General features: G+C 64.4%; 15 protein-coding genes and 2 pseudogenes. 5 read left to right on the plus strand and 12 right to left on the minus strand.

The features are described from left to right. Positions 1-94: 94 nt before the first annotated feature. The 3 genes and pseudogenes from JLZ96_RS11720 to JLZ96_RS25225 all read right to left on the minus strand — a co-directional run. On the minus strand, positions 95-850 hold the full coding sequence (locus JLZ96_RS11720; RefSeq protein WP_032387558.1) for an ABC transporter permease: 756 nt from the start codon (positions 848-850) through the stop codon (positions 95-97). Further along, positions 847-1,332 carry a DUF4162 domain-containing protein gene (locus JLZ96_RS25220; RefSeq protein WP_374758047.1) on the minus strand — a complete coding sequence of 162 codons (486 nt, stop codon included), beginning with the start codon at positions 1,330-1,332 and terminating at the stop codon, positions 847-849. Before JLZ96_RS25220 ends, JLZ96_RS11720 begins: the two co-directional genes overlap by 4 nt. After that, a pseudogene (locus JLZ96_RS25225) lies at positions 1,306-1,707 on the minus strand (ATP-binding cassette domain-containing protein); the annotation flags it as partial. The pseudogene JLZ96_RS25225 and the gene JLZ96_RS25220, both read right to left, overlap by 27 nt. Between JLZ96_RS25225 and JLZ96_RS25230 the strand changes: the two are divergent. Continuing rightward, a pseudogene (locus JLZ96_RS25230) lies at positions 1,609-1,857 on the plus strand (hypothetical protein); the annotation flags it as partial. The pseudogenes JLZ96_RS25225 and JLZ96_RS25230 overlap by 99 nt on opposite strands. 69 nt (positions 1,858-1,926) lie before the next feature. On the opposite strand, the gene JLZ96_RS11730 reads toward JLZ96_RS25230, so the two are convergent. Then, on the minus strand, positions 1,927-2,892 hold the full coding sequence (locus JLZ96_RS11730) for a lysophospholipid acyltransferase family protein (protein WP_201010163.1): 966 nt from the start codon (positions 2,890-2,892) through the stop codon (positions 1,927-1,929). Positions 2,893-3,008: 116 nt separating this feature from the next. Between JLZ96_RS11730 and JLZ96_RS11735 the strand changes: the two genes are divergently transcribed. Beyond that, positions 3,009-4,412, plus strand: a complete 1,404-nt coding sequence (locus JLZ96_RS11735) for a GntP family permease (protein ID WP_094716244.1) — start codon at positions 3,009-3,011, stop codon at positions 4,410-4,412. A gap of 19 nt (positions 4,413-4,431) precedes the next feature. Here the strand turns inward: JLZ96_RS11735 and JLZ96_RS11740 are convergent, their stop codons facing one another. The 5 genes from JLZ96_RS11740 to JLZ96_RS11760 all read right to left on the minus strand — a co-directional run bounded on the left by JLZ96_RS11740 (position 4,432) and on the right by JLZ96_RS11760 (position 8,494). Further along, positions 4,432-5,136, minus strand: a complete 705-nt coding sequence (locus tag JLZ96_RS11740; RefSeq protein ID WP_201010164.1) for a M50 family metallopeptidase — start codon at positions 5,134-5,136, stop codon at positions 4,432-4,434. 62 nt (positions 5,137-5,198) lie between these two features. After that, entirely contained in the window at positions 5,199-6,155 is a 957-nt protein-coding gene (locus tag JLZ96_RS11745; protein WP_027495283.1) for an acyl-ACP desaturase, read from the minus strand. 130 nt (positions 6,156-6,285) lie between these two features. Continuing rightward, positions 6,286-6,762, minus strand: a complete 477-nt coding sequence (locus JLZ96_RS11750; RefSeq protein WP_045841001.1) for a GtrA family protein — start codon at positions 6,760-6,762, stop codon at positions 6,286-6,288. A gap of 95 nt (positions 6,763-6,857) precedes the next feature. Then, a complete protein-coding gene (locus tag JLZ96_RS11755) occupies positions 6,858-7,025 on the minus strand; it encodes a hypothetical protein (RefSeq protein WP_167326956.1) in 168 nt (55 codons plus the stop codon). Between the two features lie 83 nt (positions 7,026-7,108). Continuing rightward, positions 7,109-8,494 carry a hypothetical protein gene (locus JLZ96_RS11760; RefSeq protein WP_201010165.1) on the minus strand — a complete coding sequence of 462 codons (1,386 nt, stop codon included), beginning with the start codon at positions 8,492-8,494 and terminating at the stop codon, positions 7,109-7,111. Positions 8,495-8,650: 156 nt separating this feature from the next. On the opposite strand from JLZ96_RS11760, the gene JLZ96_RS11765 reads away from it, so the two are divergent. Together JLZ96_RS11765 and JLZ96_RS11770 are read left to right on the plus strand one after the other, a co-directional pair. After that, entirely contained in the window at positions 8,651-9,415 is a 765-nt protein-coding gene (locus JLZ96_RS11765; RefSeq protein ID WP_032382365.1) for a pirin-like bicupin family protein, read from the plus strand. Positions 9,416-9,526: 111 nt separating this feature from the next. Continuing rightward, on the plus strand, positions 9,527-10,000 hold the full coding sequence (locus JLZ96_RS11770) for a DUF4190 domain-containing protein (RefSeq protein ID WP_236253908.1): 474 nt from the start codon (positions 9,527-9,529) through the stop codon (positions 9,998-10,000). Between the two features lie 16 nt (positions 10,001-10,016). On the opposite strand, the gene JLZ96_RS11775 is transcribed toward JLZ96_RS11770, so the two are convergent. Genes JLZ96_RS11775 through JLZ96_RS11785 form a run of 3 tightly spaced genes read right to left on the minus strand, consistent with a single transcriptional unit; the run spans position 10,017 to position 13,086 of the window. Next, positions 10,017-11,600: an ABC transporter permease gene (locus JLZ96_RS11775; protein ID WP_236253910.1), complete on the minus strand. Its 1,584-nt coding sequence runs from the start codon at positions 11,598-11,600 to the stop codon at positions 10,017-10,019. Beyond that, entirely contained in the window at positions 11,597-12,475 is an 879-nt protein-coding gene (locus JLZ96_RS11780) for an ABC transporter ATP-binding protein (protein WP_201010166.1), read from the minus strand. Before JLZ96_RS11780 ends, JLZ96_RS11775 begins: the two co-directional genes overlap by 4 nt. After that, complete coding sequence (locus tag JLZ96_RS11785; RefSeq protein WP_032390287.1) at positions 12,472-13,086, minus strand: TetR/AcrR family transcriptional regulator; 615 nt, start codon at positions 13,084-13,086, stop codon at positions 12,472-12,474. Before JLZ96_RS11785 ends, JLZ96_RS11780 begins: the two co-directional genes overlap by 4 nt. A 54-nt stretch (positions 13,087-13,140) precedes the next feature. On the opposite strand from JLZ96_RS11785, the gene JLZ96_RS11790 reads away from it, so the two are divergent. Further along, positions 13,141-15,099 carry a M13 family metallopeptidase gene (locus JLZ96_RS11790; protein ID WP_201010167.1) on the plus strand — a complete coding sequence of 653 codons (1,959 nt, stop codon included), beginning with the start codon at positions 13,141-13,143 and terminating at the stop codon, positions 15,097-15,099. Positions 15,100-15,119 lie beyond the last annotated feature (20 nt).

Raw genomic sequence — 15,119 nt, forward strand, 5'->3', positions numbered from 1 at the left:
CACTCCTCGTGAACCCTGCCTGGAAGACCGCAAGTCTGCGCCTGTGGGCTCGGTTGTGCAGCGCTGTGAGCACCGCGAACGGTTCGAGCCTGCCTCACACCCGCGAGGAACCCATTGCCCGGATCCCGACGGCAAGTCCGACCGCCGCAGTGGCTGCGGCTGCGACGACACCTGCCATCACCGTCGAACTCGCGAAGTCTCCGGCGAACAGTGCACGTTCGGCGTCGACGAGATATCCGAGGGGGTTGATGTTCACCAGGAACTGCATCCACCCCGGGGCGGCCGTCAGCGGCAGCATCGTGCCGGAGAGGATGAGCAGCGGGAACATCAATGTCTGCTGGATGGACCAGAACACCCAATCCTGTCCGCGCACAGCCAAAGCCAACGCGTAGGACAGCGCGCCGAGCCCGACGCCGAACACCCCGAGCAGCACGATTCCCACAGCGGCACCGATCGGATTCACGGACAACCCCAGCGGCAATGCCACCAGAACGATCAGCACGGCCTGCGCAGCGAGCGGCACCATTTCCTTGAACGCGCGCCCGACGAGCAGCGCCGATCGCGGCAACGGAGTTACCAACATTCGCTCGTGAGAACCCTGCTGCAACTCGGCCAGCAGATTCGAGCCCGTCATGGAGGTGCCGAAGATGGTGATCATCGCGAGAACACCCGGCACGAACCAGTCCCAGACACTTCCGTCGCCGAGACCGGGGACATCGGTGAGCAGTGGGCCGAACAGAGCGAGCAGGATCAGCGGTTGGACGAGACTGAAGATGACGGTGAACGGATCGCGCACCATCGGCCGCAATTCCCGACCCATCACCAGAGTGCTTCCGGAGAGAACGTTCATCGGAGTTCTCCTGCCACGCTCGCGTTGTCGAGCGCTGCGGCACTTTCTCGAAGACTACGGCCGGTCAGTCCGAGGAACACGTCGTCGAGAGTCGGTCGGGTCATGTCCGCAGTATGTACGCGGATACCGTGTAACTCGCACCGCCGCAGCACTTCCGGAAGAACGACTTCGGCGCGCCCGACACGCAGGTTCAGGCGCGAACCGGATCTCGTGACATCTCTGATGCCGTCCATTCCGTCGAGAAGCGGAAGAAGCGCCGACGCGTCGGACACAGTGAGAACGATCAGATCGCCTGCCAGTTCCGATTTCAGCGACGCGGCGGTGTCGTCGGCGATGACGGTTCCGTGGTCGACGACGATGACCCGCTCGGCCATCGAATCGGCCTCGTCGAGGTAGTGGGTGGTCAGAACGATGGTCGTGCCCATCTCGCGTCGCAGCCGGAGGATGTGATCCCACAGGTTGGCCCGACTCTGCGGGTCCATTCCGGTGGTCGGCTCGTCGAGGAACAGCAGCGCCGGTCGATGCACCAGCCCCAGGGCAATATCGAGTCGGCGACGCTGTCCGCCGGAGAGCGTCGAGACGGTGCGCGAGCGCAGTTCGCCGAGCTCGAGTGCGTCGATCAATTCGTCTGCGCGAGTTCGTGATCGCTGACGAGTCATGCCGTAGCACAGGCCCTGCACGACGAGTTCGTCACGCACGCGCTGGTTGTGTCCCGCGCCATTGCCCTGCCCCACATAGCCGAGACTGCGCCGGACACTGTCCCGGTCCCTGCCCACGTCGAACCCCGCGATCCGGGCCGAACCCGACGTCGGTGCCAGCAGCGTGGTCAGCATTCGCAGCGTGGTCGACTTGCCCGCACCGTTTGGGCCGAGGAGAGCGACCAGTTCTCCCTCACCGATCGTCAGATCGATGCCGCGCACCGCCTCCACGGTCTTCTTGCCCTGCCGAAAAGTCTTGGTCAATCCCGATGTTTCGATCATCTCGTGCGCCCCTCGTCGTATCGGTGAATCCGTACGAGAGGAGACGCTAGAAACGATCGCGGTCAGCTACGGTCCGCGATGCTCGGCGCGAGCGAACTAGCCGAACACCGGGAACTTGCGCTTGCTGGCGAGCTCGTCCATGCCGGCCTGAATACTGGCGCGGACCTCGTCGTATTTCGCGTCGACGTAGGCCTCGTCGTCACAGCGCGACGGATCGTGGTCCAGCTCGACCGGAGGCATGAACCGGGTTCGGATCTTGGCGGGCAACGGAATCTGCGGCAGCGCGGCAGGCGCGATGATCCACGGCAGCGAGATGGCGATGGGAAAGACCTTCAGGCGCGCAAACCTGTCCAGTCCGAGCGCTTTTGCGAGCTTGTCGCCTCGAATGAGCACCGGCATGGCGTCGGCCCCGCCCACGGTCGCCACCGGCACGATGGGCACACCCATCCGGATCGCAAGCTTGACGAAACCGGTACGACCACCCAGTGTCGCCTCGTCACGCTTGCTCCACGGCCGCAGCGAATCGACCTCACCACCGGGCCACACGATCACGTCTCGGCCCTCGGCCAATGCGGTCGACATCGAGTCCGGAGCCGCCGGCAACACACCCATGGATCGAAAGACCTTGCCGATCAACGGAAATGCCATCAGCGCGTCGTGCGCAGTGCCGTGCAGGATGCGCTTTTCGCCGAAATGCCGCCACCACTGCGCACCCACCGTCCACGCGTCCCACACGAACGGCGCACCCGAATGCACTCCGACGACGAGAACCGGCGACTCGGGAATCGTCTCCCACCCGTCGATCTCCATCCGGAAGTAGCGATCCATCACCCCGTTCCAGAGCTTCTGCTGACGGTCCATCGCCACGGTGTTCTGATCGTCGAGATCCCAATTTCCTGCACGGTCGGCGACCACGGACCCGAGGCCCCCCGACGCCTTCTCGCGTCGTTCCTTCATCTTCAGCCGGGCCGCTGCGGCATAGCGCTGCGCTTGCTCGCGTAGAGCGTCCTTCGAAGGCTTGTCGGAGCTGTCCCCACCCACTACGTGATCCCCATCACTCATACCCGCACGGTACTCCACCACGAACTCCAGGTCCGACGACCGTGCTCGGTATCCCCGCGCGGACATCGAGCTGTCCGTTATGGTCGAATCTCCAGCCGAGCGAACGAGGTACACAGATGGATCCGATCGAACCGGCGTACGGGACGACTCCCCTACTCCTGATCGCCGCAGCAGCCGTCGCAGTTCTGCTGTTCCTGATCATGAAGGTGAAACTGCACGCCTTCGTCTCGCTGGTTCTGGTCAGCGCCGTCACCGCCGTCGCAGCGGGGATCCCACTGGCAGACGTACCGTCGGCATTGCTCTCGGGCTTCAGTTCCACCCTCGGTTCTGTCGCTCTACTCGTCGCCCTGGGTGTGATGGTCGGCAGACTGCTCGAAATCACCGGTGGCGCTCAAGTATTGGCCGATACCCTGATCAACCGATTCGGAGCCAAGCGCGCACCGCTCGCCCTCGGTGTCGCCGCGCTGATCTTCGGCTTCCCCATCTTCTTCGACGCCGGACTCGTCGTCTTCCTACCGATCATCTTCACAGTCGCCAAGCGCTTCGGCGGGTCGGTGCTGCTGTACGCGCTGCCGACCGCAGGCGCGTTCGCCGCGATGCACGCCATCGTTCCCCCGCACCCCGGTCCCGTCGCCGCCACGGAACTCCTCGGCGGAGATATCGGTTCGGTGCTTCTCGTCGGCGTCCCCGTCGCAGTCGTCTCCTGGTTCGTCGGCTCCTACCTGGTCGGTACCCAGCTCGGCAAACGATTCGTCACCGCGCCTGCCGACCTCTTCGCCGACGGCGCAGCCAACTCCGAAGAACACGACAAAGAGATGGCCGGCCTCCGCGACCCGGCACCGAAGTTCGGTGCGGTGCTGTTCATTCTGTTGACACCGCTCGTACTGATCTCGCTCAACACCGTGGTCAACACACTGACCACCTCGGGTGTGCTGACCGGAGACGAAACCTGGGCAGCGGCCCTGACTCTCATCGGTCAAACGCCCATCGCGCTGCTCATCACCTTGCTGTTGGCCCTGTTCATCCTCGCGCCCGGACGCTTCCCTGTCGCCGACGGCGCCAAGTACATGGACCAGGCCCTCGGTCCGATCTGCTCGATCATCCTGATCACCGGTGCCGGCGGCATGTTCGGCGGAGTACTTCGGGCCAGTGGAATCGGCCAGTCTCTGACCGCCTCGTTGTCCGATCTCGGACTGCCGATCCTGTTGCAGGCCTTCCTGATCGCCACCGCGCTACGCGTCGCGCAGGGTTCGGCCACCGTCGCCTTGACCACCACCGCCGGGCTGATCTCGGTCCAGGTCGCCGAGCTCGATCTGAGCAATTTCAAGATCGCGCTGTTGGTGTTCGCACTGGCTGCCGGAGCCACCGTCCTCTCCCACGTCAACGACTCCGGCTTCTGGCTCGTCAGCCGCTTCTTCGGCATGGACGAGAAGACGACACTGAAAACCTGGACCGTCATGGAAACGACACTGGGACTGGCGATATTCGCCCTCGCGTCGCTGCTGTGGGTGGTGTTCTAGCGCCTCATCCAAGCCGCCGTCACTGCACCGGAACGAGGATTCTCCACGCCCCCAGTGCGAGTGCGCCGACGGTGACGACGAGAAACAGTCCGACCCAGACGATGCCGGGCAGGAAAGTGAGCCGAGCCAGTTGATCGGCGTCGGAGTCCCGCGCCCGTCCGGCACTTCGGGATTTCTGCAGTTCGAGAACGGGGCGCGGACCGGCGATCAGCAGGAAGAACGTGATGAAGTACGCCGCAGCGACCTGCTGTTCCCCGGTACCCCACCAGGACACGACGAACAGCAGCCCACCGACGGTGACGAGAGACAGCAGTCCGTAGATATTACGAATTATCAACAGCATCAACGCAATCGAGATGATGCCGATCCACAACACCGCCGACGCTCGCTGTGTACCCAGTACCAGAGCGGCTCCGAGTCCGAGAAGCGACGGCCCGACGTAGCCCGCAAAAGTCATGGCGATGACACCGAGACCGGTGGGCTTGCCCTTGGAGATCGCGACGCCGGACGTATCCGAATGCAGCCGAAGACCCATCAACTGACGCCCGGTGATCAATGCGACGAACAGATGCGCACCCTCGTGCGCGATGGTCACCACGTTGCGTGCAATCCGCCAGGTCTGCGGCAACACGACGATGACGAGCGCCGCCAGGGCAGCCACTTGGACGATCCACACGGGTGGATCAGGACTCACCGCGGAAATGCGGTCCCAGAATTCGTTCACACCACACCCTATGTGAGCGGAACTTCGTAGCAGACTACGAAGTTCCGCTCACATGGGTCACCTCAGGACGCGCGCGCCTCGGCCTTGGCGCGTTCGCGGGCCAGCGAGCGATCTCGCATCTCCTCGAACTTGGTGGCCTGGCGCTCGAGGTCTTCGAGGAACGCGGCGAGTTCTTCGCGCTTGTTCTCACCGCGTGCGGTGAAGTCGTTGCGCTCGAAGACCTGCCATTTGCGCAGCACGGGCCAGACGACGTCTTCGAGGTGCTGACGCAGGTCGTAGATGCCGTGCTTGGCCATCAACACACCGTTGCGGCGGAAGTTCGGCATGCCGGCACCGGGCATGACGAAGTTCGTCACGATGTCCGAGACGGCCTGCAACGTCTGATCCGGCGAGATGTCCATCGCTGCGCCGGTGATGTTGCGGTAGAAGATCATGTGCAGGTTCTCGTCGGCGGCGATGCGCTGGAGCATGCGGTCGGCGATCGGGTCGTCGCAGACCTTGCCGGTGTTGCGGTGCGAGACGCGGGTCGCGAGTTCCTGGAACGTCACGTACGCCACCGAGTGCAACAGACCGACCCCTGCGCCGGCGGGCGACGCGTAGCCGTTGGTCATGTGGATCATGCGGGCTTCTTCGAGGGCGACGGGATCGACGCCTCGGGTGACGACGAGGTAGTCGCGCATGACGATGCCGTGACGGTTCTCTTCGGCGGTCCACCGGCCGACCCAGGTTCCCCAGGCACCGTCCTGGGAGAAGTTCTCGGCGATCTCACGGTGGTAGGACGGCAGATTGTCCTCGGTGAGCAGGTTGGTGATCATCGCGGCCTGCGCGACGTCGGAGAGCTTGGACTGCTCCGGGTCGTAGTCCGTACCGCCGAGCGCGGCGAAGTTGCGGCCTTCGTCCCACGGCACGTAGTCGTGGGGATGCCATTCGCGCGCCATCGAAATATGACGGTTCACATTGTCCTCGGCAGTGGGCACCAGCTCCTGCAGAAGCTCGAGCTGTGTCAGATCCCTGGCCATTCGACATGCCTCCTCGCATTGACGTCAGCTCACGAGCCTAGGTCGATACGGGCGACTATCACGAAGCCTCGCCGAAACTCTGTTACAGGTAGCAACCGATCTTCGAGACCGGTCGTGCTCTGTCACAGCATCACGAGTGGGCCGCTTCCATCCCGGGGAGGCTCGGCGAGCGGAACACCCATCCGCGAAGGGCGAGGAATCGAGCGGCACCGACCAGACCGCTGACGGCGATCACAGCCAGAACTTGAACGTACGTGGCGGCGGCGGGAACGAGGAGGTGGACTGCGGCCAGCGCGGCGGTACTCAGACCCAGCCCGATCAGGGCGAGTCCTCCCGCTTCCCACTGGGTCTGGAACCAGCCGACGCGGTCGGCGGCGTGGAAGGTGTGACGACGGTGCAACTCGTTGGCAAGAACGGTGCTCGCCGACGCTCCCGCCAGATTGGCGGGGAAAGATCCGAACGACGCGAGAGCGACGAACAGCAGTGCATAGACGCCGTTGCTCGATACCCCGACTATCACGAAACGAGCGAACTGGGCCGGCACAGTCTCACCGAACAGGCGTGCCCTGCAGTCGGGCTCCGTAGGCGCTGACAGTGCTGTGCTCACGAGGTCTCCAGTTGTAGAACCGGAAGCGTCGACCGACGCTTCGAATCGATACAACTCCGCGTCTGCGCGAATCGGTGCCAGAGGTGACCGAGGTCTCAGACCTTCGAGGAACTTTCTTCCCGTTCACGCTTCTTGCGACCGAGGTCGATGTTCAGCTTGTCGGGCTTGATCGACGCGACGAACAACACCGCGACGAGCACGACCACCACGACGATGGTGATGACTACCACCGCGATGCCGAAAATTGCCAAAATACCGTTCATGTCCTGCCTCCCGTGTCAGGCAATACGGTACTTGTCGTAGACGGGCCGGTCCACGCCCGCCCCTACAGCCCGTTTCACGGCCGTCAGCTGACCAACCGTTCGACCGCGCGCATCGGCAGAGACAGCCAGGTCAGTCGATTGCGCGCTTCGTACAGAACCTCGTAGACCGCTTTGTCCAGTTCGTACGCGCGCAGCAGATCGGCATCGTCGCGAGGATCGTGGCCGGCCACCGACGCGTACCCGTCGAAGAAGGCCGTGATGCTCCGCGCAGCCCACTGCTCGGCGCGTTCCCGTAGCGCCGGGTCCTCCGGCAGGTCGACGAGCAGGTGGTTGGCGGCATAGTCGAACGACCGCAACATTCCCGCGACGTCGCGCAAAGCACTGTCCATTTGTCTGCGCTCGTCCAGCGTCTTGGCCGGCTCTCCCTCGAAATCGATGAGCAGCCACCGTTCGGGGGTCCCCAATACCTGCCCCAGATGCAGATCGCCGTGAATGCGTTGGACGGTGGTACTGCTCGACGCCTCGGCCCGTGAGATCAGGGCCGTCGCGGCGGGGATGTACTGGGCGATCTCCGGAACCACTCGCGCTACTCCGGAGATGCGCTCGAGGATCTCTTCGACGGCCGTCGATTCCACGGACCGTTCGGCGGTCCCCAAGACCGAGGCCAGGTCGTGGTGTACCTGCGCGACGGCAGCGCCGAGTCGATACGCGTGGGGAGCGAAATCGGCGGACAAATCCTCGATCGGCGTGGCGGGGGAATCGAACACCTCGCGCACGCTGGCCAGCGCAGTGGTCCATCCCTCGGCAGAATTCGCGGCGAAGTCCTGGATCATCCCCAGCGTGGTCGTCTCACCGCCGACCTGCGCTTCGAGCCACCCTCGCAGCGGTGCCACGTTGACGCTGCCGGCCTCGGCCAGCGCGCGGTGCAACTCGACGTCCGGACTGATTCCGGGCGGTACCTGACGAAACAGCTTGAGCAGCAGCAGATCACCGAGGATCACCGACGTGTTGGACTGCTCTGCACCCAGAACCCGACCGCGCATGCCCTGCGGCACGCTCGAACCGTCGACGACCTTGAATTCGATACTGCCCGTAGGGTTCTCATCGGAGAACGCGTCACCGTACAGGGCGATGATCTCCGGATCACGTAACCCGTCGAACACTGCCACCTCACCGGGCACCGGCAACAGCCACGGGCGTAGTTCCTCGGGTACCTCGGTGCGGAAACCGAGGGGCACCTGATAGGTCTGGGTCACCGACGTGCCGTCTTGGACGAGGTCCACCTCGACGAGCAGGTGCTCGGCGGCGAAATGCGGCTCGTCGTGCAGCACGTCCCGAGCGACGATCCGTACGGCACCCACCGTCGAACCCTTTGCGCCGAACCATCGTTGACCTGGCAACCACGACACCAGTGCGTCCTCGAGCAGGTGTCGAACAGCGTGTGCCGCGCTCGAGCTGGAACCGACCATGAGTATTTCTCGCCGCCTTCGGGGAGTTGCAGAGCGTGTGACCGTACCGTGTCCGAACCTACCCACTCGGGGCCGCCGTCACACCCCGGCAGCAAAGACACCCGAACGTTATGCAGGTCGTACGCCGGTGCATCGACATGCTCGTACAGTGGGGACATGTCCGCTCCACTGACCGCCCACATCGACGTGCATCGTGCCGGTGATCGACTGAAAACCCGTGTGTCCTGGCTCGACTCGAAGCACTCGTTCTCTTTCGGTCAGCACTACGACCCCGAGAACACCCACCACGGCCTGTTGTTGGTGAACAACGACGACATCGTCACTGCCGGGCAGGGATTCGAAACGCATCCGCACCGCGACACGGAGATCATCACGTGGGTGGTGCAGGGCTCTCTGGTGCATCAGGATTCGATCGGGCACTCCGGCATCATCTATCCCGGACTGGCGCAACGGATGAGTGCGGGCAAAGGCATCATGCACTCGGAGAAGAACGACTCCTGGAGTATCGACGGCAATCGGCACACCGAACCCGTCCGCTTCGTACAGATGTGGGTGATGCCCGACAGTCCCGGCACCGCACCGGGCTACGAGCAACTCGAGATCGACGACGAACTGCTGCGCGGCGGACTCGTCACCGTCGCGTCGGGAATGAACCGACACCGTGGTCAGGCGGCCATCGGCATCGGCCAGAAATCTGCCGCGTTGCACGCTGCGCGACTGACACCGGATTCGACCGTGACCGTTCCCGACGCACCGTTCGTGCACGTGTTCGTGGTCCGCGGCACCGTCTCGATGGAGGGTGTCGGAGAACTGTACGAGGGTGACGCGGTACGCATGAGTTCCACTGGCGGACAGCGAATTACGGCCTCGGAACCAGCCGAGATCCTGATCTGGGAGATGCACTCGCGACTGGGCGGCTGACAGGGACGCTCGATGACAAGTTGATCACGGGGACACGTGGCGTCTGCGCGCACGACAGAGATCTGCATACACTCCGAGCGTTCACGATCGCCGATCTCGGAGGTATCAGACGTGTCGAATGACTATCCCCCGCCCGGAAACTATCCTTCACCCGGCGAGTACCCCCAGCAGGGCGGATATCAGCAGGGTGGATACGAGCAACAGCCGGTAGCGCCGAAGAACACCATCGGCACAGTGGCGCTGGTTCTCGCGATTCTCGGTGTGTTGTTCTCCTGGACCATCGTCGGCGGAGTTGTTCTCGGTCTGATCGCGATCGTCCTCGGCTTCATCGGTCGGTCGAGGTACAAGAAACGCGTCGCCACCAACGGCACCGTGTCTCTCATCGCGATCATTCTCGGTTTCGTGGCGGCGGCCCTGTCGATCGTTCTCGTCGTCGTCGGTGTCGGCCTGTTCAACGCAGTCGGCGGACAGGACTTCACCGACTGCATGACCAACGCAGGCAACGACACTGCAGCGCAACAGCAATGTGCCGACGAATTCAAGCAGAACGTCGAGAACCAGTACGACGACTCGACACCGAACTGAGTCGCGGCCGATTCATTCAGCCGCGGACGTCCCGTCGACGCAGCGCGATGCTTCCGGCACCGCCTGCGGCGGCGGCGATAGCGACGAGCCACAGCGAGGGCAGCACCGAGAACTCTCCACCCGGCAGCTTGGGCAGGTGGGTGAACGGCGAGATGTCCTGTGACCACTGGGGCAGCCCGACCACCGCTCCGATCTGCCCCAGGGCAACGAAGCCGCCGAGGACGGCCCACAGGACGGTCGCGAATCGAGGGACAGCGCCGAACAGTGCCACGCCGATGGCCGTCACCACCCACACGGCCGGGAGCTGAGCCAGAGCGCCGACCACGGCGGACGGCAGTTCGCGCGACATGTCGCCGGTTGCCGACCCGTACGTCAGCCCGATGGTGAGGCCGACGACCAGCAGTAGCCACGCCGGGCCGAGGACGGCGAAGAGTAGATACCCCGCCGCCCACCGACGGCGCGAGATGCCGGTGGCCAGCACGATCTCGGCCAGACCCGACTCTTCCTCGCTGTGCAGACGTAGCACGGCCGACGCGGAATAGGCCGCCACCATGATGCCGACCATGCTCAGCACGACGGCGATGAACGACTGTTCGATCGTGGTGCCGCCGAACTTGCCCAGTGCGTCGCTGATGGCGGCGCTGCTGCCGAGTTGATCGCCGATGCCGTCCGTGGACGATCCGATGGCGATACCGAACAGGGCGAGGCCGACGGTCCAGACGACGGTGGTTCCGCGGGACAGTCGCCACGCGAGGGCGACGGGACCGGACAGCGACGGAACGGCAGCCACCCGGCCGCGGCGTTCGGCCCGCAGACCACTGCCGAGATCGCGTCGATTCGCTGCCACGAACGCTGCGGCGACGAACGCCGTAGCGGTCGCCAGCGACAGCAACAGCGGCCACCACCGTTCGTCGGCGAACGGTCGCACCTGCGCCGACCACCCGATCGGCGAGAACCACGACAGGGTTCCCGAACCGATGTCGCCGATCGCTCTGAGAACGAACGTTGCGGCCAACACGCCGAGGGCATAGCCGCGAGCCGCGCGAGCCCCGGACGCCACCTGTGCCGCCAGCCCCGCGCAGCCGACGAACACCGCACCGACGACGACGATCGAGGCACCGAACGCGACGCTCCCGGCCACCGGCAGACCGAATGCCCACAGCGAGACGAACGACAGCATTCCCGTCGCCACCACACCGCCGCCCGCCAGCAGCACGGCCGCTGTCAGTCCTGCCGATCTGCCCACTGCAGTCGACCCGACCAGTTCGACACGGCCCGCGTCCTCCTCACCGCGGGTATGCCGAACGACAGTGAGAATCGCCGCCAACGGAACGAGGGTCAGCATCAGTCCAGCGCGCCACGACACCAGGGCACCGAGGTCGCTACCGAAGATCGGCCCTACGAGAGCCGCTTGCGCCGGCACTGCCTCGGTGCCGAGATAGAACGCTCGACGGTCTGCCGCCGTCGGATACAGCCCCTCGAAGCTGACCGCGTACAGCAGCGGGAGCGCTCCGAGCAGAACGACCCAGATCGGCAACACGAGTCGGTCGCGGCGTAGATACAACCGCAGCAATGCCGTTGTGCCGCTCAGGCTGTTCATGCGTAGTACCTCAGGAACAGCTCTTCGAGAGTCGGCGCGGAGCTGATCATGCTCTGCACGCCTGCGTCGGCCAGGACGTGCATCACCGCAGCGAGCGCCTCGTTCTCCACCGTGCAGGTAATCGTGGACCCGTCCACGGTCACCCCGCTGACCCCGGAGAGCCTGTCGAGATCGCCGGGTACTCGATCCACAGTGATGGTCATCGTCGTGCGGGTGAGGTGCCGCATCGACGCCAGGGTCCCGGCGTCCACCGTGCGCCCGTCCCGGACGATGGTGACCGAACTGCACAACGCATCCACCTCGGACAGGATGTGCGAGGACAGCAGCACCGTGACTCCGTGTCGCGCAGCATCTTTCACGCATTCGGCGAACTGCTGCTCCATCAGGGGATCGAGACCGGAAGTCGGCTCGTCGAGGAGCAGCAGCTCCACGTTCGATGCCAGGGCCGAGATCAGAGCGACCTTCTGGCGATTGCCTTTCGAATAGGTGCGACTCCGCTTGCCTGGGTCGAGGGAGAACCGTTCGATCAGCTCGGCCCGGCGGCCGGAGTCGATACCGCCGCGCATCCTGGCGAGCAGATCGATCACCTCCCCGCCGGTCAACGACGGCCACAGCGTCACATCTCCGGGAACGTAAGCCAGCCGTCGATGCAGTGCGACGCCGTCGGCCCACGGATCACCGCCGAGCAACCGGACCGTCCCCGACGTCGCGCGCACGAGACCGAGCAGGACGCGGATCGTGGTCGATTTTCCCGACCCGTTGGGGCCGAGAAAGCCGTGCACATCACCGGTCTCGACGTGCAGGTTCAGGCCGTCGAGGGCCCGGACCGAACCGAACGTCTTCACCAGATCGTCGACTGCGATGGCGTCGGTCATTGCTCGGCCTCCAGATAGGTGTCCAAGATTCGAGAATCGGTGAACAATCCATCGGTGTACAGCTCGAGTGCCGGCAGCATGACCTCGTCGCCGAGCGCGCTCAGAGCCGCACGGAAATCGACGTCCGGGCCGGCCATCTGCACGTACAACAGCAGACCGCCCACGTTCTGGCGCGTCAGGAACCGGGCGCGCGCCGCGGGGTCGCGGCTGGGTGTGAATCGGCCGTCGCGCACTCCGTCGTCGAGGTACCGGACCGCGTCGTCGACCATGTGCTCGAACAACTCTCGGGCCAGCGCTCCGCCCGAGGAGAAGCTCCGCACGATGTAGGCGACGAGCGGTGCGTACTCGTCGATGCGAGCAAGCTGTTCCATCACCCCGGTAGGACCGGCCGAGGCGGCCTTCGATTCGCGGATCGTACGCAGGACGTACTCGTCGCACGCCGCGCGAAGTCCGTCCTTGGACCCGAAGTGGTGGTTGAGCAGCCCGGGTGAGACGCCGGCGGCGCTGGCGATGGACCGCACACCGGCGGTGAAACCCTGCATGCCGAAGACGTCGATCGCGGTGTCGCGGATCCGCGCGCGAGTGGTCAGATCCTCCGATGCTGAACGCATGTACAGCACATTAAACACCCGTTCAATCGAGCGCAAGAGTGTAAAGATGGATACATGACTTCAGTAGTGAACTCGGGCATCGATCTCAGCTACCAGGACGAGAACACACGCGCGCAGGACGACCTCTTCGTGCACGTCAACGGCAAATGGCTGGAGGACTACAGCATTCCCGCCGACCGCGCCGTCGACGGTGCGTTCCGGACGTTGTACGACCGCGCCGAGGTCGACGTACAGACCATCATCGAAGAATCGGCGGCCGCGAATCCGCCCGCCGGTAGCGACGCACAGAAGATCGGCGACCTGTTCTCGAGCTTCATGGACGCCGACCGGGCCGAACAGCTCGGCACCACCCCGATCGCCGACGAGCTCGCCGCCGTTGCCGATGCGACCGACTTGGTCACGCTCGCAGGCGTTCTCGGCTCTCTGCAACGCACCGGAGTCGGCGGCGGTATCGCTCACTACGTCGACACCGACGCCAAGCGATCCGACCGCTACCTGGTGCACTTCAGCCAGTCGGGAATCGGCTTGCCCGACGAGTCGTACTACCGTCAGGACGAATACGCCGACATCCGCACGAGCTACATCGCGCACATCGCGAAGATGTTCGCGCTCAGCGGCGTCGAGTACGACGCGCAGACGGTGTTCGATCTCGAGCACAAGATCGCCGCGGGCCACTGGGACGTCGTCGCCCGACGCGACGCCGAGAAGAGCTACAACCTCGTCCAGTTCGACACTCTGGTGCAGAACGAGCCCGGATTCAATTGGACCGCATGGATTTCCGGCCTCGGCGGCACCACCGAACAGTTCGCCGAGATCGTCGTGCGCCAGCCACCGTTCGTCAACACGTTCGTGTCCCTGTGGACGTCGGAGGACATCGAGACGTGGAAGGCGTGGCTCGCGTGGCGCGTCGTCCATGCCCGGGCCCCGTTCCTGACCAGCGCACTCGTCGACGAGAACTTCGCGTTCTACGGAACGACGCTGACCGGAACCGAGGAGAACCGCGAGCGCTGGAAGCGCGGCGTCTCGCTCGTACAGGACGTCCTCGGCGAGGCCGTCGGCAAGCTCTACGTCGAACGCCACTTCCCGGCGGACTCGAAGGCACGTATGCAGGTGCTCGTCGACAACCTCACCGAGGCCTACCGCCGCAACATCTCCGAGCTCGAATGGATGAGCCCGGAGACGCGCCGCAAGGCCTTGGACAAGCTGGACAAGTTCACTCCCAAGATCGGCTACCCCGACCGCTGGCGCGACTACTCGAGCGTCGTCATCGCCGCCGACGATCTGCTCGGCAACTACCGCCGCGGTTACGAGGCCGACTATCAGCGTGATCTCGACAAGCTCGGCGGACCGGTCGATCGCGACGAATGGTTCATGACGCCGCAGACCGTCAACGCGTACTACAACCCCGGGATGAACGAAATCGTCTTTCCCGCAGCCATTCTGCAGCCGCCGTTCTTCGACGCCGAGGCCGACGACGCAGCCAACTACGGCGGGATCGGAGCCGTCATCGGGCACGAGATCGGGCACGGATTCGACGACCAGGGTGCCAAGTACGACGGCGACGGCAACATGGTGGATTGGTGGACCGACAGCGACCGCACCGAATTCGGTAAGCGCACCACAGCCCTGATCGAGCAGTACAACGAATTCGAGCCGAAGGCACTGCCCGGCCACAAGGTCAACGGCGAATTCACCATCGGTGAGAACATCGGCGATCTGGGTGGCCTGTCCATCGCCGTCGCCGCCTACGAGATCTCGCTCGAGGGCAAGGACGCACCGGTGCTCGACGGCCTAACCGGGTTGCAGCGCGTGTTCTTCGGCTGGTCGCAGGTATGGCGCACCAAGGCACGAGACGCCGAAGCGATCCGTCGTCTCGCCGTCGATCCGCACTCGCCGCCGGAGTTCCGGTGCAACGGAGTCGTGCGCAATCTGGACAGTTTTCACGAAGCGTTCGACGTTCAGCCCGGTGATGCGCTGTACTTGGACCCGGGGAAGCGCGTCAAGATCTGGTAGCACGTGAGTGGAACTTCGTA

The sequence above is a fragment of the Rhodococcus sp. NKCM2511 genome, assembly GCF_014905595.1.
In the GTDB taxonomy this organism is placed as follows: Bacteria; Actinomycetota; Actinomycetes; order Mycobacteriales; family Mycobacteriaceae; genus Rhodococcoides; species Rhodococcoides fascians.

What these genes read in the sequence shown, in the direction of transcription:
- JLZ96_RS11720 (WP_032387558.1), bottom strand. Translation starts at nt 850, where the DNA reads ATGAACGTTCTCTCCGGAAGCACTCTGGTGATGGGTCGGGAATTGCGG.
- JLZ96_RS11785 (WP_032390287.1), bottom strand. Translation starts at nt 13,086, where the DNA reads ATGCGTTCAGCATCGGAGGATCTGACCACTCGCGCGCGGATCCGCGAC.
- JLZ96_RS11730 (WP_201010163.1), bottom strand. Translation starts at nt 2,892, where the DNA reads ATGAGTGATGGGGATCACGTAGTGGGTGGGGACAGCTCCGACAAGCCT.
- JLZ96_RS11790 (WP_201010167.1), top strand. Translation starts at nt 13,141, where the DNA reads ATGACTTCAGTAGTGAACTCGGGCATCGATCTCAGCTACCAGGACGAG.
- JLZ96_RS11780 (WP_201010166.1), bottom strand. Translation starts at nt 12,475, where the DNA reads ATGACCGACGCCATCGCAGTCGACGATCTGGTGAAGACGTTCGGTTCG.
- JLZ96_RS25220 (WP_374758047.1), bottom strand. Translation starts at nt 1,332, where the DNA reads ATGGACCCGCAGAGTCGGGCCAACCTGTGGGATCACATCCTCCGGCTG.
- JLZ96_RS11760 (WP_201010165.1), bottom strand. Translation starts at nt 8,494, where the DNA reads ATGGTCGGTTCCAGCTCGAGCGCGGCACACGCTGTTCGACACCTGCTC.
- JLZ96_RS11765 (WP_032382365.1), top strand. Translation starts at nt 8,651, where the DNA reads ATGTCCGCTCCACTGACCGCCCACATCGACGTGCATCGTGCCGGTGAT.
- JLZ96_RS11735 (WP_094716244.1), top strand. Translation starts at nt 3,009, where the DNA reads ATGGATCCGATCGAACCGGCGTACGGGACGACTCCCCTACTCCTGATC.
- JLZ96_RS11755 (WP_167326956.1), bottom strand. Translation starts at nt 7,025, where the DNA reads ATGAACGGTATTTTGGCAATTTTCGGCATCGCGGTGGTAGTCATCACC.
- JLZ96_RS11745 (WP_027495283.1), bottom strand. Translation starts at nt 6,155, where the DNA reads ATGGCCAGGGATCTGACACAGCTCGAGCTTCTGCAGGAGCTGGTGCCC.
- JLZ96_RS11775 (WP_236253910.1), bottom strand. Translation starts at nt 11,600, where the DNA reads ATGAACAGCCTGAGCGGCACAACGGCATTGCTGCGGTTGTATCTACGC.